Source organism: Variovorax sp. 54 (assembly GCF_002754375.1).
Lineage (GTDB): Bacteria > Pseudomonadota > Gammaproteobacteria > Burkholderiales > Burkholderiaceae_C > Variovorax.
The window spans coordinates 2508825-2534008 of record NZ_PEFF01000001.1 but is presented as its reverse complement, the minus strand read 5'-3'; the positions used below and the strand labels follow the sequence as shown (position 1 = coordinate 2534008).

Annotated in this window: 21 protein-coding genes and 1 riboswitch; of the genes, 17 read left to right on the top strand and 4 right to left on the bottom strand. The window is 65.2% G+C overall.

The features are described from left to right. Positions 1-55 precede the first annotated feature (55 nt). The 3 genes from CLU95_RS11615 to CLU95_RS11605 are packed head-to-tail and all read right to left on the bottom strand — an operon-like array spanning position 56 to position 3368. A complete protein-coding gene (locus tag CLU95_RS11615) occupies positions 56-973 on the bottom strand; it encodes a pseudouridine synthase (protein WP_099793235.1) in 918 nt (305 codons plus the stop codon). Further along, positions 970-2286 carry a leucine-rich repeat-containing protein kinase family protein gene (locus CLU95_RS11610; protein ID WP_099793233.1) on the bottom strand — a complete coding sequence of 439 codons (1317 nt, stop codon included), beginning with the start codon at positions 2284-2286 and terminating at the stop codon, positions 970-972. The genes CLU95_RS11615 and CLU95_RS11610 overlap by 4 nt, the downstream gene beginning before the upstream one ends. 23 nt (positions 2287-2309) lie before the next feature. Then, on the bottom strand, positions 2310-3368 hold the full coding sequence (locus tag CLU95_RS11605; RefSeq protein WP_099793231.1) for an MBL fold metallo-hydrolase: 1059 nt from the start codon (positions 3366-3368) through the stop codon (positions 2310-2312). A 94-nt stretch (positions 3369-3462) separates the two neighbouring features. Here CLU95_RS11605 and CLU95_RS11600 point away from each other — a divergent pair, with 94 nt between their 5' ends. The 14 genes from CLU95_RS11600 (at position 3463) to CLU95_RS11535 (ending at position 19112) form a co-directional block, all read left to right on the top strand. Continuing rightward, positions 3463-3879 carry a MerR family transcriptional regulator gene (locus tag CLU95_RS11600; protein WP_099793229.1) on the top strand — a complete coding sequence of 139 codons (417 nt, stop codon included), beginning with the start codon at positions 3463-3465 and terminating at the stop codon, positions 3877-3879. A 37-nt stretch (positions 3880-3916) separates the two neighbouring features. Beyond that, positions 3917-4978, top strand: coding sequence for a hypothetical protein (locus tag CLU95_RS11595; protein ID WP_143605988.1), 1062 nt, complete (start codon positions 3917-3919; stop codon positions 4976-4978). 26 nt (positions 4979-5004) lie between these two features. Next, positions 5005-5739, top strand: coding sequence for a carbonate dehydratase (gene can, locus CLU95_RS11590; protein WP_062478745.1), 735 nt, complete (start codon positions 5005-5007; stop codon positions 5737-5739). 48 nt (positions 5740-5787) lie between these two features. Continuing rightward, positions 5788-7608 carry a bifunctional isocitrate dehydrogenase kinase/phosphatase gene (gene aceK, locus CLU95_RS11585; RefSeq protein WP_099793225.1) on the top strand — a complete coding sequence of 607 codons (1821 nt, stop codon included), beginning with the start codon at positions 5788-5790 and terminating at the stop codon, positions 7606-7608. A gap of 69 nt (positions 7609-7677) precedes the next feature. Next, positions 7678-8862: an acetyl-CoA C-acyltransferase gene (locus tag CLU95_RS11580; RefSeq protein ID WP_099793223.1), complete on the top strand. Its 1185-nt coding sequence runs from the start codon at positions 7678-7680 to the stop codon at positions 8860-8862. A 90-nt stretch (positions 8863-8952) separates the two neighbouring features. Continuing rightward, positions 8953-10200 carry a glutamate carboxypeptidase gene (locus tag CLU95_RS11575; protein ID WP_099793221.1) on the top strand — a complete coding sequence of 416 codons (1248 nt, stop codon included), beginning with the start codon at positions 8953-8955 and terminating at the stop codon, positions 10198-10200. Positions 10201-10240: 40 nt separating this feature from the next. After that, entirely contained in the window at positions 10241-11371 is a 1131-nt protein-coding gene (locus tag CLU95_RS11570; RefSeq protein WP_099793219.1) for an acyl-CoA dehydrogenase family protein, read from the top strand. Continuing rightward, a complete protein-coding gene (locus CLU95_RS11565; protein ID WP_257214605.1) occupies positions 11372-12220 on the top strand; it encodes a metallophosphoesterase in 849 nt (282 codons plus the stop codon). 361 nt (positions 12221-12581) lie between these two features. Continuing rightward, complete coding sequence (locus CLU95_RS11560; protein WP_257214604.1) at positions 12582-12863, top strand: hypothetical protein; 282 nt, start codon at positions 12582-12584, stop codon at positions 12861-12863. A gap of 104 nt (positions 12864-12967) precedes the next feature. Next, positions 12968-15136 (top strand): phage infection protein, encoded by a 2169-nt coding sequence (locus tag CLU95_RS11555; RefSeq protein ID WP_180288581.1) that lies wholly within the window; start codon positions 12968-12970, stop codon positions 15134-15136. Between the two features lie 224 nt (positions 15137-15360). Next, the gene (locus CLU95_RS11550; protein WP_099793215.1) at positions 15361-15795 is read left to right on the top strand and encodes a YchJ family protein; all 435 of its coding nucleotides are present in this window, start codon (positions 15361-15363) and stop codon (positions 15793-15795) included. A 35-nt stretch (positions 15796-15830) separates the two neighbouring features. Continuing rightward, positions 15831-15936, top strand: a riboswitch (TPP riboswitch). A gap of 92 nt (positions 15937-16028) precedes the next feature. Beyond that, the gene (thiC, locus tag CLU95_RS11545) at positions 16029-17912 is read left to right on the top strand and encodes a phosphomethylpyrimidine synthase ThiC (RefSeq protein ID WP_099793213.1); all 1884 of its coding nucleotides are present in this window, start codon (positions 16029-16031) and stop codon (positions 17910-17912) included. Between the two features lie 82 nt (positions 17913-17994). Next, positions 17995-18687, top strand: a complete 693-nt coding sequence (locus CLU95_RS11540) for an HAD family hydrolase (RefSeq protein WP_099793211.1) — start codon at positions 17995-17997, stop codon at positions 18685-18687. Between the two features lie 98 nt (positions 18688-18785). Then, positions 18786-19112, top strand: coding sequence for a thioredoxin family protein (locus CLU95_RS11535; protein ID WP_095746926.1), 327 nt, complete (start codon positions 18786-18788; stop codon positions 19110-19112). Between the two features lie 279 nt (positions 19113-19391). On the opposite strand, the gene CLU95_RS11530 is transcribed toward CLU95_RS11535, so the two are convergent. Then, positions 19392-20420, bottom strand: coding sequence for an AraC family transcriptional regulator (locus CLU95_RS11530; protein WP_099793209.1), 1029 nt, complete (start codon positions 20418-20420; stop codon positions 19392-19394). A gap of 140 nt (positions 20421-20560) precedes the next feature. Here CLU95_RS11530 and CLU95_RS11525 point away from each other — a divergent pair, with 140 nt between their 5' ends. From CLU95_RS11525 to CLU95_RS11515, 3 genes are all read left to right on the top strand, one after another. After that, positions 20561-21733: an isovaleryl-CoA dehydrogenase gene (locus CLU95_RS11525; RefSeq protein ID WP_099793207.1), complete on the top strand. Its 1173-nt coding sequence runs from the start codon at positions 20561-20563 to the stop codon at positions 21731-21733. A 160-nt stretch (positions 21734-21893) separates the two neighbouring features. Further along, entirely contained in the window at positions 21894-23564 is a 1671-nt protein-coding gene (locus CLU95_RS11520; protein ID WP_099793205.1) for an AMP-binding protein, read from the top strand. Then, positions 23561-25183 carry a carboxyl transferase domain-containing protein gene (locus tag CLU95_RS11515; protein ID WP_099793203.1) on the top strand — a complete coding sequence of 541 codons (1623 nt, stop codon included), beginning with the start codon at positions 23561-23563 and terminating at the stop codon, positions 25181-25183. The genes CLU95_RS11520 and CLU95_RS11515 overlap by 4 nt, the downstream gene beginning before the upstream one ends. The last annotated feature ends 1 nt before the right edge of the window (position 25184 follow it).

The following is a 25184-nucleotide window of genomic DNA, read 5'->3' as shown; positions in this document are numbered from 1 at the left end:
AGTTCAATTCCCGTCAGGAGAAAGCTTAGTGCGCGATCCGCCCGCGCTGCGTCACCTAGGCGGCAGGCAGCGCCAGCCGGCGAGGGCTCTCGAAGGTGCGCAAGGCACCGCTCAGCGGGTCGATGAAGGCCAGCGACCGGGCCAGCAGCTGCAGCGGCTTGTCGAAGTCGTCGTTCCCCGCGGGCTGCAGCGTGGGATAGAACGGGTCGTTCACGATCGGCAAACCCAGTGCCTGGCAATGCACGCGCAGCTGGTGCTTGCGGCCCGTGACGGGAGAAAGCTCCAGCAGCGCATGGCCGTCGCGCGCCTCGCGCAGCACGATGCGGGTTTCGGAATTCGGCTCGCCGGGCGCTTCGCGCATGCGCATGAAGTGATCGTCGTCCACCAGCCGGCTGCGGTACACGGCGGGCACCGACGACACGCCCTCGTGCCACGGCACCACAGCCTCGTAGTGCTTGTCGATGCGCCGCTCGGGGAACATCGCCTGGTAGATGCCGCGCGTTTCGGGGCGCACCGAGAACAGCACCAGCCCCGAGGTGTTGCGGTCGATGCGGTGCAGCGGCACGAGGTCGTCCAGCCTGAGCTTGCGCTTCAGGCGCACCAGCAGGCTCTGCTGCACGTACTTGCCGGTGGGCGTGACGGGCACGAAGGGCGGCTTGTCGACCACCACGAGGTTGTCGTCCTGGTGCAGCACCTGCTCTTCAAAAGGGATGGACGTCTCGGCGTCGAGTGCGCGGTAGTAGTACACGCGCAGCGGCGACTGGTAACGGCGCGTCGCGGTGACGGGCGCGCCGTGCTCGTCGCACACGTCGTTCGCTTCAATGCGCGAGAGCCAGGCCTCGCGCGAAATGGCGGGAAAGCGCTCGGCGAGAAAGTCGGCGATGGTGGGCCAGGGGCCGTAAGGCAGCGAGACACAACTCGGGCTCACGCCGTCACGCGTGGGCATGGGGACGACGTAGCGGGGGCGGGTCATGGTGTGGCAGCGCCCAGCTCTGACAGCACCTCGGCGAACAACGGCCGTGCCGCCACGTCGACCTGCAGGTAGCGTGCCGCGAGCGTGGTCAAGGGCGAAGAAGAAGCGGCATCGTCACAGCGCTCGGCCAGTTCTTCGAGCAGGCAACCGAATGCGCGCATCTCCACGCCTTGCAGCGCCTTCGCATGCGCCGGGTCGAGCGCGCCGGTCATCCAGGCCGCGCCGAAGTCGCCGAGCCGCCCGCCGTCCTGAGCGTGCCACAGGATGTTGTGGGCATACAGGTCGCCATGCAGCAGGCCGCGCGCATGCAGGTGCGCCATGGCCGCCGCGATGTCGCGCGCGATGCGCAGCGCGGTGTCGGTCGTCCAGCGTGCGTCGTCGCCGTAGACGTCACGGGTGCACGAGGCCAGGCTCGGCGGGCCGGCGAGGGTGATGAACGACGGCGGCACCAGCGCCATCACCAGGCCTTCGGTGCCGTCGGGGTGGCCGTCGATACGTCCTTGCGCGGCGATCAGCGTCGGGTGCGCGCCGGCCGCGATGCAGGCCGCCATCTCGCTGTGCGGCCAGCCGTCGCTGGTGACGGCGCCCTTGAACAGCTTCACCGCCACGGGCAGGGCGGCGTCGTCGGGTGTGGCCAGCGTGGCGCGGTGGATCACGCCCGAGGCGCCTTCACCGAGCTTCGGGCCGAGTGTCAGGTTGCGCCAGTCGACATGCGGCACGGTGGGCGCGTCGATGGCTGCGTCTTCGGTCGGCGCATCGAACGGGTTGCCCGCGCACGCCAGCCAGGCCAGGCGCGGCAAGGTGTGCAGCCACTCGGGCAGCGCCTCGAAGCGGTTGGCCGACAGGCGCAGCAGCTCGATCTGCCGGCAGCGGGCCACCGACGGCGGCAGCGCGCGCAGGCGGTTGCCGGCCAGCATCAGCTTCTGTAGGCGGGTGCAGTCGCCGAGCGTGTCGGGCAATTCTTCGATCGCGTTGTCGGTCAGGATCAGCCAGCGCAGCGAGGGCGGCAGCGCCTCGGCGGGCACGTGGGCGATGCGGTTGGCCTTGAAGCCCACGATGTCGAGCTGGCGGCACTGGCCGAGGGACGCGGGCAGTTCGGTGAACCGGTTGTCGGAACAGAACAGCACGCGCAGCTTGTGCAGGCGGCCCAAATCATCGGGCAATGTGCTGAGCGCATTGCCCGTGAGGTTCAGCGTTTCGAGGGTATCGGCGAGCGCAAAAATCTCGCGCGGGAACTCGGTGAGTCCGCACGAGAGGTCCAGTCGTCGTGCGCCAGCCAGCCGGCCGGCGCGCAGCTCAGCCAGCGTGTCCATGCGGGAAGTCTACCCAGCCGAAGCTACCTGCCGCCGAAGCGGTAGATGCCGTCGGCGTCCAGCGTGCGCTTCACCTGCCCCGAGAACCACAGCAGGTGCAGGTGGGCCACGGTCTCGCCCATGGCGAAGGTGATCTGGTGCAGGTCGAGCTCGCGCTTGAACAGGATCGGCAGGCCTTCCGACGCGGTGATCGGGCGTGCGAGGCAGACTTCGAGCAGTTCGGCCAGGCGGTCGCGGTGGTGCTCCTGCAGCTGGTCGACGCGGCGGTGGATGCCGGTGAAGGGCTTGCCGTGCGAGGGCAAGCCCAGCGTGTCGGCCGGCAGGGCCTTGAACTTGTCGATGCTGTCCAGGAACAGGCGCAGCGAATTGGCTTCGGGCTCGCCCGCGTGCACGCTCACGTTGGTCGAGATGCGCGGCAGCATCATGTCGCCGCCCAGCAGCAGCCTGGGCTCGGCGCAGTACAGCGCGATGTGCTCGGGCGCGTGGCCGTAGCCGCTGATGCAGCGCCACTCGCGCCCGCCGATGGTGACGATGTCGCCGTCCATCATGCGTACATAACGGTCGGGCACGGCGGGCACCATGTTCGTGTAGTAGCTGCTGCGCGCGCGGATCTTGGCGACCGACTCGGGGTTGCTCAGCCCGTGCGAGACAAAGAAGTCGGCCGCCGCATCGCCGCCCGCGAGCGTGTCGCCGGCGCTGCACAGCACGCGTGCCACGTGGTAGTCGGTGGCGCTGATCCACAGCGGCACGTTCCAGCGCTTGCACAGCCAGTCGGCCAGGCCGATGTGGTCGGGGTGCATGTGGGTCACGATCACGCGCAGGATCGGCAGGCCCTGCAGCTGGGTCTCGAAGATCTGTTCCCACTGCGCGCGGGCCTCGTCGTGCGCGATGCAGCAGTCGACCACGGTCCAGCCCTCGACGCCGTCGATCGTGTCGCGCAGCAGCCAGAGGTTGATGTGGTCCAGCGCAAAGGGCAGCCGCATGCGGATCCAGCGCACGCCGGGCGCCACTTCCAGTGCTTCGCCGGCGGCGGGCAGGGTGTCGCCCAGGGGGTAGTGGAGTTCGCGTTCGAGGAGGTTCATGTATGATTGACGTTTACGTAAACGTCATGGGTTGAGGCTTCATTGTAAAGAATGCGCCACCAACCTGCTGTCGCCCCCGCAACCCTTGCCGCCCATGCCCGCGCAGACCTTCACCATCAGCCAGCTCGCCAAGGAGTTCGACCTCACGACGCGCGCCATCCGCTTCTATGAAGACATGGGCCTGCTGTCGCCGGAGCGGGCCGGCCTGCAGCGCGTGTACAGCGCGCGCGACCGGGCGCGGCTCACGCTCACGCTGCGCGCCAAGCGCCTGGGCCTGACGCTGGTCGAGGCGAAAGACATCCTGGACATGTACGACAGCCCGCGCGACACCGTGCCGCAGCTGGAGAAATTTCTCGGCGTGCTCGGCTCGCACCGGGCGCAGCTCGAGGCGCAGCTGGCCGAGCTGCAGGCCAACCTGGCCGAAGTACGAGAGCACGAGAAGAAAGGCCGCGCCACCCTGGTCAGGGCGCAGAAGGCACAAGGCGCAGCCAAGACTCCCAAGACTGCCTGATCCGAGCGGGACTCAACCCCTCGTCGACAATAGCGCCATGCTCCGCAAATCCGCAACGTCCCGCTCCTGCTGTTGCCGTTGGCTTCGGGCTCTTGCCCTGGCTGCGTGCGCCGCATTGGGGGCCGTTTCAGGGTTCGCGGCGCCGAGTCATGATGCACTCTTTGAAAGACTGAAGGCCGGCACTGTGCCGAGCGAGGCATTCCTCACGCACATCCAAACTGGCATCGACTTCAGGATGGAGTCCTACGAGAACGTTCGACAGGCCATGCTGGCGTGCCGCTCTCCCTTGGTGGACAGGCGCTCGCCGACATTCTTCGTGCCAGCCGTGGTGCGCCTCACTTCGCAGTTCATGCCTGAGATCGCGAAGCTGCGTCAGTCTGAGGCCAACGTCGCCTATGCGCGACAACAACTCGCTCTTGAACTGACCTATGCCGGCCATTCGATCGACGAGATGATCGCGTTAGACGACTATTTCCGCTCGACCGATGGACAGCGAGCCAGAAAAATCGAGGAGGCCGCTACGGTGATTCGCCTTCTTGAGACGGCCACGCGGGATGAGCACAGCGGTCACTCTTGGCAGTGGCCAATCGGGCACGTGTTGGCTTACATGGATGAGGTCGGCTTCCGAGCTGACTTCCTCTCGGCCGTCGAGAACGAACGGTTCGAGACATCGCGGTTGTTGGATCAGGTGACTGTGGAGATGGGCCAACTGCTGCCTGAGGAGGTGGCCGAGCGCATTGACCGAATCAGCTGGGAGGGGGTGCGCGTGCAGCTCGGCCGCGTTCTCTCGATCCGCGACACACGGCTCCTGACCAATCCACCCATGGAACACTACCTTCATAGCAACGAGGTCGCTCGCGCTTTTTCCCGGCCGGGAGCGTCTTTCACACTGTCGAAGGACCCGCAGCAGATCGCACAGATAACATGCGACCTGGCCATAGGAAAGTCGTGTCCTTCGGAGGTCGTGGAGCGCGTGCGTAGATGGCAGTCTGTAGTGCGCGAAACCTCCAAGCCCGACCTTGCAAGGCTCCACAAGATGATTCAAGCAGCTCCAGAGTCGGGCTGTTCTGCCATCCCCTTGCCTGTTGTATCCAACTAGTCTGAAACAACCGCCTGAACTCCACCATGCCCTCCGACAACCTCGACGACCTCTTTGCCCACAACCGTGCCTGGTCCGCCCAGATGGAGCGTGACCGGCCCGGCTTCTTCACCGGCCTCGTCAAGCAGCAGACGCCGCGCTACATGTGGATCGGCTGTTCCGACAGCCGCGTGCCCGCCAACCAGATCACCGGCCTGGAGCCGGGTGAAGTGTTCGTGCACCGCAACGTCGCCAACATCGTTGTGCACTCCGACCTCAACGCGCTCTCGGCGATCCAGTTCGCGGTCGAGCACCTGAAGGTCGAGCACATCATGGTGGTGGGCCACTACGGCTGCGCCGGCGTGAAGGCTGCGCTCAGCGGCAAGCGCATCGGCCTGGCCGACAACTGGATCCGCCACATCCAGGACGTGCGCGACCGCCACAGCGTGATGCTCGACAGCCTGCCCGAAGACGTGCGCGTCGATGCGCTGTGCGAGCTCAACGTGGCCGAACAGGTGGTCAACGTGGCCGTCAGCACCGTCATGGTCGACGCCTGGGCGCGCGGCCAGAAGGTGCGCATCCACGGCTGGACCTTCGGCGTGCACGACGGCCTGCTGCAAGACCTCGGCCTGAGTGTCGAGGGCGACAAGCCGCTCGACGCCATCTACAAGGCCGCCGTGCAGCGCATCCGCTACAAGTGGAGCAAGCCGGCAGGCGCCTCGCCGTCGGCGCAGGCAGGTGCCGACGGCACCGAAGGCACCGAGACGCCGCCAGCCGCCTGAGCGAACGAACCCGTCGCTGCCATCGCCGCCACCGTCGGTACCGTCGCCATGTTCCCGCAGCGCCTCGATTCCCCGCTGGCCTACGACATCGCGAAGGCGATGATCGACGGGTTCAATCGGCACTACCGGCTGTTCCGCGCTGAATCGGCGCGCGCCAAGCACCGCTTCGAAACCGCTGACTGGCACGGCCAGCAGCGGGCGCAGCGCGAGCGCATCGAGTTCTACGACCTGCGCGTGAACGAGGCCGTGGCCCGGCTCGAAAAAGAGTTCAAGGCCGGCGACCAGCCCATGGAGGTCTGGCACCAGGTCAAGCTGCACTTCATCGGGCTGCTGGTGAACCACCACCAGCCCGAGCTGGCCGAGAGTTTCTTCAACTCGGTCACCACGAAGATCCTGCACCGCGCGTACTTTCAGAACGACTTCATCTTCGTGCGCCCGGCCATCAGCACCGAGTACATCGAGCCGCGCGGCGCACCCACCTACCGGCCCTACTACCCGTCGCAGGCCACGCTGCCCGACATCATCGAGCAGATGCTCGACGACTTCGCGCTGCAGGGCAGCTACGCCAACAAGCGGCGCGATGCCGAGCGCGTGGCGCACGTCATCCTGAACCGCTTTCACCAGGTCAAGCTGCGCGCCAACTTCCAGCTGCAGGTGCTGTCGGGCCTGTTCTACCGGAACAAGGGCGCGTACGTGGTCGGCAAGATCATGAACGGCTTCACCGAGATTCCGTTCTCGCTGCCGCTGCTGCACGACGCCCACGGCAAGTTCTACATCGATGCGGCGCTGTTCGGCGAAGACGACCTGCAGATGCTGTTCAGCTTTGCGCGCGCCTACTTCATGGTCGACATGGAAGTGCCCTCGGCCTGGGTGCAGTTTCTGCGCTCGCTCATGCCGCGCAAGCCGCGCGCCGAAATCTACAACGCGCTCGGCCTGGCCAAGCAGGGAAAGACGCTGTTCTATCGCGACTTTTTGTCGCACCTGAACTATTCGAGTGATCGCTTTCGCATTGCGCCCGGCATCAAGGGCATGGTCATGCTGGTGTTCGACCTGCCGTCGTTCCCGTTCGTGTTCAAGGTCATCAAAGACTTTTATCCGCCGCAGAAGGACACCACGCGCGAGCAGATCAAGGGCAAGTACATGCTCGTGAAGCAGCACGACCGCGTGGGCCGCATGGCCGACACACTCGAGTACAGCAACGTGGGTTTTCCGCTCGACCGCTTCGAGCCCGAGCTCATCGAAGAGATCCGCAAGTTCGCGCCCAGCCAGCTCGAAATTGGCGACCGCGACGGCAACGGGGAGATGGAGGTCGTGCTCAAGCACGTCTACATCGAGCGCCGCATGATCCCGCTGAACATCTACCTGCAGGAAGCCTTCGACACGCTGGCCCACCCCGAGAGCCCGGCCCATGCCAAGCGCGCCAAAGACCAGCTCGAACATGCGGTCATCGAGTACGGCAATGCCATCAAGGACATGGTCGCCGCCAACATCTTTCCCGGCGACATGCTGTGGAAGAACTTCGGCGTCACGCGTGGCGGCAAGGTCGTGTTCTACGACTACGACGAAATCGAATACGTCACCGACTGCAAGTTCCGCAAGGTGCCCACGCCGCGCAACGAAGAAGACGAGATGAGCGGCGAGGTCTGGTATTCGGTCGGCCCCAAAGACGTGTTCCCCGAGACCTTCGAGCCCTTCCTGCTGGGCAACAGCGACGTGCGCGCCGCCTTCATGGCGCACCACGCCGACCTGCTCGACGCCGCCTTCTGGCAGCACCACAAGGAACGCATCCAGGCCGGACAGATGCTCGATGTGTTCCCGTACGAAGAGTCGCAACGCTTCCAGCACGAAGGCCACGCGACGCATTTCTGACCGCCCGTTTCCCGATTCCGTTTTCGTTTTGTTTTTGACTTCACTTTCACATTCCTGAAGGAGACCTCCATGTCCGAATCCATCGTCATCGTCGGCGCCGCCCGCACCCCCATGGGCGGCTTCCAGGGCGACTTTTCGTCCCTCTCCGCGCACGACCTGGGCGGCGCGGCCATCAAGGCGGCCGTCGAGCGCGCCGGCATCGCGCCCGAGAGCGTGGGTGAAGTGCTGTTCGGCAACTGCCTCATGGCCGGCCAGGGCCAGGCCCCGGCGCGCCAGGCGGCCTACAAGGGCGGCCTGCCCGACAGCGCGGGCGCCGTCACGCTCAGCAAGATGTGCGGCTCGGCCATGAAGGCCGCGATGCTCGCGCACGACCTGCTGCTGGCCGGCACGCACGACGTCATCGTGGCGGGCGGCATGGAAAGCATGACCAACGCGCCCTACCTCATGCTCAAGGGCCGCGGCGGCTACCGCATGGGCCACGACAAGATCTATGACCACATGATGCTCGACGGCCTCGAAGACGCCTACCAGCCCGGCCGCTCCATGGGCACCTTCGGCGAAGACTGCGCCGCCAAGTACAACTTCACGCGCGAGCAGCAAGATGCCTTCGCCATCGCCAGCGTGCAGCGCGCCAAGGCCGCCACCGAATCCGGCGCCTTCAAGGACGAGATCACGCCCGTCACCGTGAAGGGCCGCGGCGGAGACACCGTCATCTCCATCGACGAAGGCCCGGGCAAGGTCAAGCTCGACAAGATCCCCACGCTCAAGCCTGCGTTCAAGAAAGAAAACGGCACCATCACCGCCGCGTCGAGCTCGTCGATCAACGACGGCGCCGCCGCGCTGGTCATGATGACCGAGTCGCACGCCAAGAAGATCGGCGCCAAGCCGCTGGCACGCATCGTCGGTCACGCCACGCACGCGCAGCAGCCCGAGTGGTTCGCCACCGCGCCGGTCGGTGCCGTGCAGAAGCTGTTCGCCAAGACCGGCTGGACCGTGAAGGACGTCGACCTGTGGGAAGTGAATGAAGCTTTCGCTGTCGTGCCCATGGCCCTCATGCACGAGCTCGACGTGTCGCACGACATCGTCAACGTGAACGGCGGCGCCTGCGCGCTGGGCCACCCCATCGGCGCCAGCGGCGCACGCATCATGGTCACGCTGTTGCATGCGTTGAAGGCGCGCGGCAAGAAGCGCGGCGTTGCCACGCTGTGCATCGGCGGCGGCGAAGGCACCGCGGTCGCGCTCGAATTGCTATAACGCCAGGAGCCGCCGGCGCCCGGGAGAGGGCGCCGGCCGGTTTCCACCCCGGACACCTCAAACAAAACCATGCGTAGAGCAGGAGATTTCATGCGCCCATCTATTCGCCGTACCGCCGTTGCCGCCGTGCTCGCTACCGCCTTCGTGGCCGGTGGCGCCTGGGCCCAGAAGCGCGACAACGTGCTGTTCCAGGCCGCCACCGACGAGCAGCCGGCGGTGATCAAGACGCTCGAGAAGCTCGTCAACATCGAGACCGGCACCGGTGACGCCGAAGGCATGGCCGCCGCCGGCGCATACCTCGAAGGCGAGCTGAAGAACCTCGGCTTCACCGTCACGCGCAGCAAGTCGGCCGGCCTCGTGGTCGGCGACAACATCGTCGGCAAGCTCAAGGGCCGCGGCGGCAAGAACCTGCTGCTCATGTCGCACATGGACACCGTGTACACCAAGGGCACGCTCGCCAAGGCGCCGTTCCGCATCGAAGGCGACAAGGCCTACGGCCCCGGCATCGCCGACGACAAGGGCGGCAACGCCGTCATCCTGCACACGCTCAAGCTGCTCAAGGACTACGGCGTGCGCGACTACGGCACCATCACCGTGCTGTTCAACACCGACGAAGAAAAAGGCTCCTTCGGTTCGCGCGACCTGATCCAGGAAGAAGCCAAGCTGGCCGACTACGTGCTCTCGTTCGAGCCCACCAGCGCCGGCGACGAAAAGATGTCGCTCGGCACCTCGGGCATCGCCTACGTGCAGGTCAACATCACCGGCAAGGCCTCGCACGCAGGCGCCGCCCCCGAGCTGGGCGTGAACGCATTGGTCGAGGCATCCGACCTCGTGCTGCGCACCATGAGCATCGACGACAAGTCGAAGAACCTGCGCTTCAACTGGACCATTGCCAAGGCCGGCAACGTGTCGAACATCATCCCGGCCAGCGCCACGCTGAACGCCGACGTGCGCTACGCACGCAACGAAGACTTCGACGCCGCCATGAAGGCGCTCGAAGAAAAGGCGCAGCAGAAAAAACTGCCCGAGGCCGACGTCAAGGTGCTCGTCACGCGCGGCCGTCCGGCCTTCAACGCGGGCGAGGGCGGCAAGAAGTTGGTCGACAAGGCCGTGGTCTTCTACAAGGAAGCCGGTGGCAGCGTGGGCGTCGAAGAGCGCACCGGCGGCGGCACCGACGCGGCCTACGCAGCGCTCTCGGGCAAGCCCGTGATCGAAAGCCTGGGCCTGCCCGGCTTCGGCTACCACAGCGACAAGGCCGAGTACGTCGACATCAGCGCCATTCCGCGCCGCCTGTACATGGCCGCGCGTCTCATCATGGACCTGGGCGCCGGCAAGTAAGCCGCGCACCCACCGACAACAAAGAACCGGAGACAACGCCATGCTGCTCAGCGCAGACCAGGAAGCCATCCGCGACGCCGTGCGCGATTTTTCGCAGGCCGAGATCTGGCCCCACGCCCCCAAGTGGGACCGCGACCACAGCTTTCCGAAGGAAGTGCACCAGGGTCTGGCCGCGCTGGGCGCCTACGGCATCTGCGTGCCCGAGGAGCATGGCGGCGCGGGCCTCGACTACCTCACGCTCGCGCTCGTGCTCGAAGAAATCGCGGCCGGCGACGGCGGCACCAGCACCGCCATCAGCGTCACCAACTGCCCCGTCAACGCCATCCTCATGCGTTACGGCAACGCGCAGCAGAAGAAGAAGTGGCTCGAGCCGCTGGCCCAGGGCCAGATGCTCGGCGCCTTCTGCCTCACCGAACCGCAGGCCGGCAGTGATGCCTCGAGCCTGCGCACCACCGCGCGCAAGGACGGCGACGGCTACGTGATCGACGGCGTCAAGCAGTTCATCACCAGCGGCAAGAACGGCCAGGTCGCCATCGTCATCGCGGTGACCGACAAGGGCGCCGGCAAGCGCGGCATGAGCGCGTTCATCGTTCCCACCGACGCGCCCGGCTACAACGTCGCGCGCGTCGAAGACAAGCTCGGCCAGCACAGCAGCGACACCGCGCAGATCAACTTCGACAGCTGCCGCATCCCGGCCGAGAACCTCATCGGCGCCGAAGGCGAGGGCTACAAGATCGCGCTCGGCGCGCTCGAAGGCGGCCGCATCGGCATCGCCGCGCAAAGCGTGGGCATGGCCCGCAGCGCCTTCGACGTGGCCGTGGCCTACGCCAAGGAACGCCAGGCCTTCGGCGGCGCCATCTTCGACCAGCAGGCCGTGGGCTTTCGCCTCGCTGACTGCGCCACGCAGATCGAAGCCGCGCGCCAGCTCATCTGGCACGCCGCCAGCCTGCGCGACGCCGGCCGGCCTTGCCTGAAAGAGGCCGCCATGGCCAAGCTCTTCGCCAGCGAGATGGCCGAGCGCGTGTGCAGCGCCGCCATCCAGACGCTGGGCGGCTACGGCTACGTGAACGACTTTCCGCTGGAGCGCATCTACCGCGACGTGCGCGTGTGCCAGATCTACGAAGGCACGTCGGACATCCAGAAGCTGCTGATTCAACGCGCGCTGGCGTGATTGCCTGATCACGTGAGCCGGCGCCGCGGCCGACCCTGGGGCTCGATCGCCGCGGCACTCGTGCTCGCGGCGCTGGCCGCCTGGAGCTTCGTCATCGAGCCGCGCTGGGTGGCCGCGCGCGTCGAGCCCTTGGGCTCGGCGCAGTGGCAACCGCCCGCCGGCCTGAAGGTCGCCGTGGCCAGCGACTGGCACCTCAGCACGCGCTCGCTGTGGCGCGTGACCAGCGCCGACCGCGCCGCAGCCATCGTCGACCAGATCAACGCGGCGCAGCCCGACGTGATCCTGCTGCCCGGCGACTTTCTTGCGGGTTCCGGTGACGACGAAGACTTTTCCATCGAAGCCATGGCCGCCGTGCTCGGTCGCCTGAAGGCGCCGCAGGGCGTGTACGCGGTGCTCGGCAACCACGACTGGTGGCACAACGGCGAACGCATCGCCAAGGCCCTGTCCGCGCAGGGCATCCGCGTGCTGGAGAACGCCTCGGCGCGCCTGCCCGGCCACGACCTCTGGGTGGTCGGCATCGGCGACGACTCCACCGGCCATTCGCAACCCGACAAGGCCCTGGCCGGCGTGCCACCCGGCACCGCCACGCTGGTCATGATGCACGACCCCTTCAGCTTCGCCGGCATGCCGCGCACGCAGGGCCTCGTGGTGGCGGGGCACACGCACGGCGGACAGATCAGCGTGCCGGGCTACGGCGCACTCGTGGTGCCCGGGCGTGCGCCGCGCGAGTGGGCCTATGGCTGGATCGCGCACAAGGACAACAAGCGCATGTATGTGACCAGCGGGCTCGGTGTGAGCATCCTGCCGGTGCGGTTCAACATGCGGCCTGAGTGGGTGATGTTTCGGTAGGCCCGTGCCAATCACTGGAGCTTGACGGGGCTCTTCGAGACCGCTTACATTGCCTTTGCCTCGTGATGAGCGGGGCCGGGTTTAGCAGCCCGCTGACATCCTGCGACGAAAGCCGCAGTTACCGCACAGGGTCTGCGGCTTTTTCGTTCGTGCTCCTTTTTAGGCGGCTCGAATGGGAGGGCTCGCGCCCTGCCGGTTTCCGCAAGGATGTCCCGGTCTGCTAACCCGTTCGAGCCGCCGCCCTCGTTTAGCAGCGGGTGCGTCGGTTGTTGCAAATCGACATCCTTGGAGGCCTATGGCCACTGCTTCAAATGCGGATACCGACGCCGGTTGCCCTTGTGCGTCTCAACGACCCACTGCCTTGTTCAAACCCTTCGAATGGGTTGAAGGCGAACGGCTCTCTCCTTCACTGCAAAGTCACGCTGCTTTCCTCAACGATGCGCGTGATGTAGTGCAGGGCGCTCAGACGTTGGTGCAGTTGCTCGACTGGGACGAGGATCGATGCGACGCAGCTACTTCTGATGCAGACGCCGCGCCGCTTTTCGATGTATGTCAGCGCAGTTCGCTGCAGCGGTTTCTTGCGGTCTCGCTGGGGCTTCTGCATGCGCGTATTGAAGCGCAGTGCGAGGCGTTGACTGAGTAGCAGAGCGACGCAGGGCTTGCGTTGCGTGGAGCCCTGCGGCGATGAGGCCAAGTCTTTTTTCCGTCATCGTCTAAGCTGCAAAGCCCATAGGAGGGGAATCGACGATGAAAAAACTTAGTTTGACGCTAGAGCATTGCTACGGTATCCGCAAGCTTGAAACCGTACTGGACTACTCCAAGTGGCCCACAGTTGCCATTTACGCTCCTAACGGCGCAATGAAGAGCTCGTTGGCCAACACCTTTCAAGATATCGCCGACGGCACTCTCTCGAGGGATCGGATTTTTCGAGATCGAGTCAATCGTCGTGAAATAAAAGACGAAACGGGCGCAGATATCGCAGCGGGGAACGTGTTGGTTCTTCGTCCCTATGAGGAAGTGGGCCAGAAGACGGGGGAGACCGCGACGCTGCTAGTGAATCTTGCGCTGCGTCAAGAGTACGAAGCCCTGCACGCGGAGATCAACACGGCTAGGGGAGCATTCCTCAAAGCCGTAAAGACACAGGCGAAAACGAAGCGAGAGGTGGATCGCGAGATATCTTCAACTTTCACGGCGTCTGGAAATCAGCTTGACACTGCACTAAATCGAATCAAGGACGAACTCGCGTTACAGCAGGACGCTCCATTCGCGGACATCCCCTATGACATCGTGATGGATGAGAAGGTGCAAGCGTTCCTTGCGACGGGGGACTTCCGAACGGCGATTGACGACTACGTCAAAAAGTACAACGAACTGCTCGCGGCTTCCCAATACTTCAAGAAGGGAGCCTTCAACTACTACAACGCCGCCAATGTCGCGAAGCAGCTGAAAGACAACGGGTTCTTCGAGGCGAAGCACACTGTTAGCCTCAACGGGGACGAGAAGGTCGAGATAACTTCGGAAGCGCAGCTTGAAGAACTGATCAAGAAAGAAAAAGAAAAGATCACGGGTGACGCTGACCTCAGAAAGAGGTTTGAGGCGCTAGAGAAGCAGATCCAGAAGAACGTGACGCTGCGGGAATTCGAGGCATATCTACAGGACCACGAAGGACTGTTGCCTGAGCTAGCCGACTTTGCGTCATTCAAAGAGAAGCTCTGGAAGTCGTATATCAAGGCCAACTATGACTCGTACACCTCACTGCTCGAGAAGATCCAGCTAGCGGCTGCCCGTACCACGGAGATTCAGGAGCAGGCGGCTCAGGAAGAGACTCTTTGGCAAACGGTCATTGACATCTTCAACGACCGCTTCGTGGTTCCATTCAGGCTTGAGGTTGCAAACAAGGTTCAGGTCATGCTTGGTGTGGAGGCCGTGCCACGGCTCGGCTTCATCTTCAGAGATGGAGGCGACGAGCTTCAGGTCGACCGAGATGCTCTCCTTCAAACCCTCAGTACGGGGGAGAAGAAGGCGTTCTACGTGCTAAACATGCTCTTCGACATCGAAGTGCGCCGCCAGAGCGGCGAGGAAACCTTGGTTGTTGTGGACGATATCGCCGATTCGTTCGATTACAAGAACAAGTACGCCATTGTTCAGTACCTCTCAGACCTTGCTGAAGACCCTCGCTTCAAACAGCTAATCCTCACTCACAACTTCGATTTTTTCAGAACCATAGAAAGTCGGAAACTTGTTCATCGAAGCAACTGCTTTATGGTTTCGAAAACCGCCCAGGGCGTGGCACTGCAGGGAGCAGTTGGAGTAAAAAATGTCTTTGTGAATGTGTGGAAGCCGCGCTTCTACGTTGATCCGCGAATGAAGATTTGTTGTATTCCATTCATGCGTAACCTGATCGAGTACACGAAAGACGAGGCGGATGCTGACTACGTAAAGCTCACGTCACTCTTGCACTGGAAGGCGGACTCTATCCAAATCACAGTGGCGGATCTGGACGGAGTTTATGGACGACTTTTCGCCCCGAATGGACAGTCCGACAACGGAGCTGATCTTCTTCTTGACTTGATCAACGCAGAAGCGCTGATGTGTTTGCAAGCGCCTGATGGCATCAACTTCGAGAACAAAGTGGTGCTTGCCATGGCCACCAGATTGCTAGCGGAGAAGTTCATGGCGGACAAGATCAACGACGCAGCGTGGTTGGCTGCTATTAGCGCGAACCAGACGCCTGTCTTGCTGTCGCGCTATCGTGAGCTATTCGGCGGCGATGCCGCCAATATTCGGGTCTTGCGAAAAGTGATGTTGATGACGCCCGAGAACATTCACTTGAACTCGTTCATGTACGAACCCATCCTCGACATGTCGGATCAGCACCTTCGGCAGCTGTACGCCGAGGTGGCAGCGCTGGCCTAGTTGATGCCATTGACGACTTGAGGGTGAGTGCACTGATGGCTGGTATAGAACTGCGCAGCAATTCCTCTCCCGAATTTCTCTGAGCGCCAATGCGTGGGTGTGCCTGCAATTCCGGCAGACCCACGCCAGCCGATGCCCCTCCCCACGCCAAACGGACCTCCCCGAAGCCACCCCACACCCCACCTTCAGCCCCCGCCGCGCCAAGTGTTCCAATAGAGCCCTTCATGAGCGCCACCGACCCCACTCCCGGCCCCTGCCCCTGCGGCCGCACCGACCGTCGCGACAAGCCCATCGGCTACGCCCTGTGCTGTGGGCGCTACCTCGACGATTTCGAGAACACGCCCGCGCCCGACGCCGAATCGCTGATGCGTTCGCGCTATTCGGCCTTCGTGCTGGCCCGCGCCGACTACCTGCTCGCCACCTGGCATGCGTCGAAGCGGCCGGCCTCGGTGGAGTTCGAGCCGGGCGTCAAATGGCTGGGGCTGGACATCCGCTCGCGTTCGGTGCTCGATGCCGACCACGCCGAGGTCGAGTTCATTGCCCGCCAGCGCAGCGCGACGGGCGTGGCGTTCCGCCTGCACGAGCGCAGCCGCTTCGTGCGCGAGGATGAACGCTGGTATTACGTCGACGGCGATCTGCACCAGCCGCCGCCGGCCTGACGGGTTGACGGCACCGGGCTTCGGCCCGCACAATCGGCCCCGCTCCGGGGTGCACACATGTGGTGTGCTGAGATGGCAAAGCTGCCGACCCGCGAACTTGATCCGGGTCATACCGGCGTAAGAAGAGCTGCACTCCCTGACTTCGGTCCGTCACTCCCTTTTCTGGTGGCGGGCCTCCCGAGGTCCACTGAGCGATTGCGGAGCACCCTTTCCCTCAACAAGGAGTGCCTCCGATGAATGCCCCCGATAAATTCACCTCGCTGCTGTCGCTGACGCGCGAACCCTTTCCTGCCTCGCACAAGTGCGTCATTCCGGGCAGCCGGCCCGACCTGTTCGTGCCCGTGCGCGACGTGGCGCTGACCAACGGCGAAACCGTTTCCCTGTACGACACCTCGGGCCCCTACACCGACCCGAAGGTCGAGATCGACGTGCGCCGCGGCCTGCCCGATGTGCGCAGCGCCTGGGTCATCGAGCGCGGCGACACCGAAAGCTACGAAGGCCGCACGCACCACGCGCTGGACGACGGCGCCAAGAACGAAGACCGCGACGCGCAGCGCCTGGCCGAGCTGCGCGCCGGTGCCTCGGCGCTGCAGCGCACGCCGCGTCGCGCGAAGTCGGGCGCCAACGTCACCCAGATGCACTACGCGCGCCGCGGCATCGTCACGCCCGAGATGGAGTACGTGGCGCTGCGCGAGAACGGCAAGCGCGAGTGGATGGCCGAGTACCTGGCCAACGAAGAGCGCGCCAAGCGCGTGGCGGGCAACCCGATGGGCGCGAGCATTCCGCGCATCATCACGCCCGAGTTCGTGCGCGACGAGGTGGCCCGCGGCCGCGCGATCATTCCCGCGAACATCAACCACCCCGAAGTCGAGCCGATGGCCATCGGGCGCAACTTCAAGGTGAAGATCAACGCCAACATCGGCAACTCGGCCGTCACCTCGAGCATCGAGGAAGAGGTCGAAAAGCTGGTGTGGGCCATTCGCTGGGGCGCCGACAACGTGATGGACCTGTCGACCGGCAAGAACATCCACACCACGCGCGACTGGATCGTGCGCAACTCGCCGGTGCCCATCGGCACGGTGCCGATCTACCAGGCGCTCGAAAAGGTGGGCGGTGTGGCCGAAGACCTCACCTGGGAAATCTACCGCGACACGCTCATCGAGCAGGCGGAGCAGGGCGTCGACTACTTCACCATTCACGCGGGTCTGCGCCTGCCGTTCATTCACCTCACGGCCGACCGCATGACGGGCATCGTGTCGCGCGGCGGCTCGATCATGGCCAAGTGGTGCATCGCGCACCACAAGGAGAGCTTCCTCTACACGCACTTCGAAGACATCTGCGACATCATGAAGGCCTACGACGTGAGCTTCTCGCTCGGCGACGGCCTGCGCCCCGGCAGCGGTGCCGATGCGAACGACGAGGCACAGTTTGCCGAGCTGCGCACGCTGGGCGAGCTCACGCAGATCGCCTGGAAGCACGACGTGCAGACCATGATCGAAGGCCCGGGCCACGTGCCGATGCACATGATCCAGGCCAACATGGACGAACAGATCAAGCACTGCCACGAGGCGCCGTTCTACACGCTCGGCCCGCTGACCATCGACATCGCGCCGGGCTACGACCACATCTCCAGCGCCATCGGCGCCGCCATGATCGGCTGGGCCGGCACGGCAATGCTGTGCTACGTTACGCCCAAGGAGCATCTGGGCCTGCCCGACCGCGACGACGTGAAGCAGGGGATCATTGCCTACAAGATCGCCGCGCACGCCGCCGACGTGGCCAAGGGCCACCCGGGTGCGCGCTCGCGCGACGACGCGCTGAGCAAGGCACGTTTCGAGTTCCGTTGGCAAGACCAGTTCAACCTGGGCCTGGACCCCGACACGGCGCGCGAATTCCACGACGAGACGCTGCCGAAGGACTCGAGCAAGGTGGCGCACTTCTGCTCGATGTGCGGCCCGAAGTTCTGCTCGATGAAGATCACGCAGGAAGTGCGCGAGTACGCGGCCAAGAAAGGCGTGGCCGAGGCGGCTGCCATGGCCGAAGGCATGGAAGAGAAGTCGAAAGAATTCATGGCCGGCGGCGGCGAGATCTACATCCCGATCCGCCCCGTGGTCTGAGATGGCCCGATAGCCTGAGTCTCCCCGTGCGGAAAGGGGGCGTTGCTACCATGGGGCCAGACCCCTGAACTCCAGCCTCGCAATGACCCCTTTCCCCTTTTCCGCCGTTCTCTTCGATTGCGACGGCGTGCTCGTCGATTCCGAGCCCATCACCAACCGCGTGCTCGCCGACATGCTCGGCGAGCTCGGCTGGCAGCTCACGGCCGAGGAATCGATGAACATCTTCACCGGCAAGGCCGTGAAGGACGAAACGGCGCTCATCGAGGCCAAGACCGGCTTCAAGATCACCGATGACTGGCTGCGCGGTTTCCGCGCCCGCCGCAACGAGGCGCTCGACCGCGACCTCGTCGCCATTCCTCATGCGCCCGCCGCCATCCGCGAAATTCACACGCGGCTCAAGGGCCGCATCGCCTGTGCTTCGGGCGCCGACCGCCACAAAGTCGAGCTGCAACTGGCCAAGGTCGGCCTGCTCGACTGCTTCGAGGGCCGCATCTTCAGCGGCCACGAAATGCCGCGCTCCAAGCCGTATCCCGACGTGTACCTGGCCGCAGCGGAAGCGCTCGGTGTCGATCCGAAGCGCTGCGCCGTGGTCGAAGACACGGTCACCGGCGCCACGGCCGGCGTGGCCGCGGGTGCCACGGTGTTCGGCTACAGCACCGGCGAATCGGGCCACAGCGGCCCCGGCGCACTGCGCGCCGCAGGTGCCGTGGCCGTGTTCAGCGACATGACCGAGCTGCCCGCATTGCTGGCCAGCTACGGCCTGCAGGCGGCCTGAGTTTCTGGTGCAATGACGCCCGTCAGCGTGTTGTCGCGCGCCCGCCGCGCACACGCATTCCTCTTCACGCTTTCTCACGTTTCGCAAGGACTCCGCCCATGACCTCCGAATACCAGACCGAGCAACCCGACCGCAGCGAGATCGACGCGCTCCAGGGCCCGGCCGTGGTGGAGTTCGGCACCAACTGGTGCGGCATCTGCAAGGCCGCGCAACCGAACATTGCCGAGGCCTTTGCCAAGTACCCGAACGTGCGCCGCATCAAGGTGGAAGACGGCAGCGGCCGCCCGCTGGGGCGTTCGTTCAACGTGCGGCTGTGGCCCACGCTGGTGTTCATGCGCGACGGGCAACAGGTCGCGAAGCTGGTGCGTCCGGAAGACAGCCAGTCGATCGCCGATGCACTGGCGTTGATCGATTCGCCGGCCTGAGTTTCGTTGTTCAGGGCGACGCTCCCGCCGACGGGGAGCCTTGCTCCGCGAATGTCCCCCGGGGCTTCGCCCCTCCTCCTTAATTTCGCTGCGCAAGGCACCCCATCGACGTGAACGTTGGGCGGGGCAGTCGTTGATCGGCCGCACACCAGCAGCGCGCCCATGTGCTCAGGGCACTGGGTGCTTCCCGCAGCGAAATCAAGGAGGAGGGCGAAGCCCGGGGGACATTCGCGGAGGGAAGTACCCGGTGGCCTGTGCACGTGCCCCGAAACAAACCCGCTACAACCCCAGCTGCCGAAAATCCCGCGGCGCGTGCCCCGTCCACTGCAGGAACGCGCGCGAAAAACTCTTCTCGTTGCGGAAGCCCACCGCCAGCGCCACCTGCTTGATCGGCCGCGTGGTCCGGCGCAGTTGCTCCACCGCCAGCTCGTGCCGCACCTCGTTCTTCAGCACCTGCAGCGAGGTTCCCTCTTCATGCAGCTGCCGGTGCAGCGTGCGTCCCGACACGTTCAGCAGCCCCGCCAGCGCCTCGGCCGTGGTCGCCTCGCCGGCGCGCGCGCGCAGCAGTTCGCGCACGCGCTGGCCCAGCAGGCGGTCGCGGCGGTACTGCAGCACCGTGAGCGGCAGGGCGCGCTTGAGCATGGTGCGCAGCGCGCGTTCGTCGCGCAGCAGTGGCAGCGCGAGGTAGCGCTCGTCGAAGCTGATGCTGGCCTGCGGCGCGTCGAAGTGCACGTCGGGCGTGAACATCAGCGGGTAGGCGTCGTGGTGCGGCGGCGCCGCAAAAGGAAAGGTGGCCTGGCGCAGCGAGATGCGCGAGTCGATGGCCCAGCACACGTAGCCGTGCATGAAGCGCAGGCTGGTCACCAGGCAGAACTCGCGGAACGCCGGATCGAGCGGGCGGTTCTCGGTGATGCGCAGCGTGGCCACGCCGCCGGTCACCTCCAGCGCGAGCGTGATGTCCTCGGTCAGCAGGCGGTGGTGGCGGCACCAGCGCTTGATGGCCACGCCCAGGTCGGGCGAGGTGAGCGAGGCGCGGCACAGCATGCCGTAGCTGCCCCAGGGCAGGCGGCGCGAGAACCAGCCCAGGGCCTCGTCGTCCAGTTCCTGCATCGCGTGGCCCGACAGCGCCTCGAACTGCGCGGCCGTCACCCGCGCGCCGGGGCGGGCCAGTTCGCGCGGCGCGATCTGTGCCGCCTGCAGGGCCTGCGCCGGGTCCTTGCCGTAGCGGGCATACCCTTGCACGATGGCTCGCACGAACGCCATCGGCGTGACGGCGCGGGCGGGTCGCAGGAAGGCGGGAGACGACAAGGTTGAGTGCATCGGTCGTGGCGCAATTTGCAACCATTGTGGCGCCAATTGCGGCGCGACGAGGCGTAAGCTGCGACCTTTCAAGCGCCATTCCGCGCGGGCAGCCCTGCGCGCCGACCCCTTCAGAGGAGACAAGACTCATGCACGATTTCGGCCTCAACTTCGACCTGGGCGACGACATCGACGCGCTGCGCAGCGCGATCCAGGACTTCGCCGCCCACGAAATTGCGCCCCGCGCCGCCGAGATCGACCGCGACAACCTGTTCCCGCACGACCTGTGGCAAAAGCTCGGCGAGCTGGGCCTGCACGGCATGACGGTGAAGGAAGAATTCGGCGGCACCGAGCTGGGCTACCTGGCCCACATCGTGGCCATGGAAGAAGTCTCGCGCGCCTCGGCCTCGGTGGGCCTGTCGTACGGCGCGCACTCCAACCTGTGCGTGAACCAGATCCACCGCAACGGCAGCGACGCGCAGAAGAAGAAGTACCTGCCCAAGCTGGTGAGCGGCGAGCACGTCGGCGCGCTGGCCATGAGCGAGCCCAACGCCGGCTCCGATGTGGTGAGCATGAAGCTCAAGGCCGAGAAGAAGGACGGCTATTACGTGCTCAACGGCGGCAAGATGTGGATCACCAATGGCGGCGACGCCGACACGCTGGTCATCTACGCCAAGACCGAACCCGAAATGGGCGCGCGCGGCATGACGGCCTTCATCGTCGAAAAGAACTTCAAGGGCTTCTCGGCCGGCACCAAGCTCGACAAGCTCGGCATGCGCGGCTCCAACACGTACCCGCTGTTCTTCGACAACTGCGAAGTGCCCGAAGAGAACGTGCTCGGCGGCGAAGGCATGGGCGCCAAGGTGCTGATGAGCGGCCTCGACTACGAGCGCGCCGTGCTCTCGGGCGGCCCGCTGGGCATCATGGCCGCCTGCATGGACGCCGTGATTCCGTACATCCACGAGCGCCAGCAGTTCGGCCAGAGCATCGGCGAGTTCCAGCTGATGCAGGGCAAGATCGCCGACATGTACTCGACCTGGCAGGCCACCCGCGCCTACGTGTACGCCGTGGGCAAGGCCTGCGACCGCAACGACCATGCGCGCACCTTCCGCAAGGACGCGGCCGGCGCCATCCTGTACTCGGCCGAAAAGGCAACCTGGATGGCCGGCGAGGCGGTCCAGACGCTGGGCGGCGTGGGCTACACCAAGGACTTCCCGGTCGAACGGCTGTGGCGCGACGCCAAGCTGTACGAGATCGGCGCGGGCACGAGCGAAGTGCGCCGCATGCTGATCGGCCGCGAGCTGTTCAGCGAAACGGCATAAGGATGAATCCGCTGCCCCCTCTTGCTCCCTCTCCCCTGGGGGAGAGGGCGGGGGTGAGGGCAGCAGCGATCGAGTCGAACACGGTGCTTCATTCAGCGCCGCACACCCTCACCCCAACCCTCTCCCCCAGGGGAGAGGGAGCAAGACAGGAGACAAGACGATGCCATTGACGCAAAGCCTGGCCCAAGGCGCCACCGACGTCCCCCTCATCGAACACCCCATCGGCGACTTCTTCGACGACATGGTCGCCAGGCAGCCCGACCGCGAAGCCCTCGTCAGCCGCCATGAAGGCCAGCGCTTCACGTACCGCGAGCTGCAGACCGCATCGAACCGCCTCGCGAGCGCGCTGCTGAACCTGGGGCTCGTGCCCGGCGACCGCGTGGGCATCTGGTCGCACAACAACGTGCCGTGGGTGCTGATGCAGATCGCGACCGCCAAGGTCGGCCTGATCCTCGTGAACATCAATCCCGCCTACCGCACCTCGGAGCTCGAGTACGCGCTCAACAAGGTCGGCTGCAAGGCGCTGGTGACGATGGCGCAGTTCAAGACCAGCGACTACCTGGGCATGCTGCGCGAGCTGGGCCCGGCGAAGCTGCCGCAGCTGCTGCACACCTTCTGGATCGACGCCAAGCCCGGCCAGGGCGACGAGCAGCCCGGCATGCGCCGCTTCAGCGAGCTGCTGGCCAGCGGCGATGCGGCCGATGCGCGCGTGGCCGCCACGCAGCAGACGCTGAAGGCCACCGACCCGATCAACATCCAGTTCACCAGCGGCACCACGGGCTTTCCCAAGGGCGCGACGCTCACGCACCGCAACATCCTGAACAACGGCTTCTTCATCGGCGAGTGCATGAAGCTCACGCCGGCCGACCGCCTGTGCATTCCGGTGCCGCTGTACCACTGCTTCGGCATGGTGCTGGGCAACCTGGCGTGTCTGACGCACGGCTCGGCCATCGTGTACCCGAACGACGGGTTCGACCCGCTCACGGTGCTCGAAACGGTGCAGGCCGAAAAATGCACGGGCCTGCACGGCGTGCCCACGATGTTCATTGCCGAGCTGGACCATCCGCGCTTCAAGGAGTTCGATCTGTCGACCTTGCGCACCGGCATCATGGCCGGCTCGCCGTGCCCGACCGAGGTGATGAAGCGTGTGGTCGACCAGATGCATCTGAACGAGATCACCATCGCCTACGGCATGACCGAGACCAGCCCCGTGAGCTGCCAGAGCAGCACCGACACGCCGCTGGACAAGCGCGTGTCGACCGTGGGCACGGTGCAGCCGCACCTCGAAGTGAAGATCATCGACCCCGAGACCGGCGCGGTCATGCCCATCGGCAAGTCGGGCGAGCTCTGCACGCGCGGCTACTCGGTGATGCACGGCTACTGGGAAGACGAACCCCGAACGCGCGAAGCCATCGACGCCGAGCGCTGGATGCACACCGGCGACCTCGCCACGATGGACGCCGAGGGCTACGTGAACATCGTCGGCCGCATCAAGGACCTGGTGATCCGCGGCGGCGAGAACATCTACCCGCGCGAGATCGAAGAATTCCTGTACCGCCACCCCAAGGTGCAGGACGTGCAGGTGGTCGGCCTGCCCGACAGGAAGTACGGCGAAGAGCTGTGCGCCTGGATCATCGTCAAGCCCGGCCAAAGCGCTACCGACACCGAGATCCGCGATTTCTGCAAGGGCCAGATCGCGCACTACAAGGTGCCGAAGTACATCCAGTTCGTCTCCGAGTTCCCGATGACGGTGACCGGCAAGATCCAGAAATTCAAGATCCGCGATGCCATGACCGAGCAACTCGGTCTCACGCAAGAAAAGACAGCATGAGCAAACTCGAAACCAAACTCAACGCCCGGTCCGCAGACTTCCAAGCGAATGCCGCGGCCATGCGCGCGCTGGTCGATGACCTGCAAAAGCAGTTCGCCAAAGTGGAGCAGGGCGGCGGCGAGGCCGCGCGTGCCAAGCACACGGCGCGCGGCAAGCTGCTGCCGCGCGACCGCGTGGCCGAACTGCTCGACCCGGGCACGCCCTTCCTCGAAATCGCGCCGCTGGCCGCGCACGCGATGTACCTCGACGGCAAGGGGGCCGAGTCGGCACCGGGTGCCGGCATCATCACCGGCATCGGCCGCGTGAACGGCGTCGACTGCATGATCGTGTGCAACGACGCGACCGTGAAGGGCGGCACCTACTACCCGCTGACCGTCAAGAAGCACCTGCGCGCGCAGGAGATCGCCGAGCAGAACCGCCTGCCCTGCATCTACCTGGTGGACTCGGGCGGTGCCAACCTGCCGAACCAGGACGAGGTGTTTCCGGACCGCGACCACTTCGGCCGCATCTTCTACAACCAGGCCAACATGAGCGCCCAGGGCATTCCGCAGATCGCGGTGGTCATGGGCTCGTGCACGGCCGGCGGCGCGTACGTGCCGGCGATGAGCGACGAATCGATCATCGTGAAGAACCAGGGCACCATCTTCCTGGGCGGCCCGCCGCTCGTGAAGGCGGCCACCGGCGAGGTCGTGTCGGCCGAAGACCTGGGCGGCGGCGACGTGCATACGCGCCTGTCGGGCGTGGTCGATCACCTGGCGCAGAACGACCTGCACGCGCTGGCGCTGGCACGCTCGGCGGTCGCCAACCTCAACGCGAAGTCGGCTGAGAAGCCGGACGGCGCTGCGGTGCGCGCGCCCGAGTTCCCGCGCGAGGAGTTGTACGGCGTGATCCCCACCGACACGCGCAAGCCCTTCGACGTGCGCGAGATCATTGCGCGCATCGTCGACGGCAGCGAGTTCCACGAGTTCAAGGCCCGCTTCGGCGCCACGCTGGTCTGCGGCTTTGCCGAGATCGAAGGCATGCCGGTCGGCATCATCGCCAACAACGGCATCCTGTTCAGCGAGTCGGCGCAGAAGGGGGCGCACTTCATCGAGCTGTGCTGCCAGCGCAAGATTCCGCTGGTGTTTTTGCAGAACATCACCGGCTTCATGGTGGGCCGCAAGTACGAGAACGAAGGCATCGCGCGCCACGGCGCCAAGATGGTGACGGCCGTGGCCACCGCCAACGTGCCCAAGTTCACCATCATCATCGGCGGCAGCTTCGGCGCCGGCAACTACGGCATGTGCGGCCGCGCATACAGCCCGCGCTTCCTCTGGATGTGGCCCAACGCACGCATCAGCGTGATGGGCGGCGAGCAGGCCGCGAGCGTGCTGGCCACCGTGAAGCGCGATGGCATCGAACTGAAGGGCGGCAGCTGGAGCGCGGACGAAGAAGAAGCCTTCAAGGCGCCGATCCGCCAGCAGTACGAAGACCAGGGCCACCCCTACTACGCCACCGCGCGCCTGTGGGACGACGGCATCATCGACCCGGCCGACACGCGCCGCGTGCTCGCACTGGGCCTGGCGGCGTCGCGCAACGCGCCCATTCCAGAGCCGAAGTTCGGCATCTTCCGCATGTGAC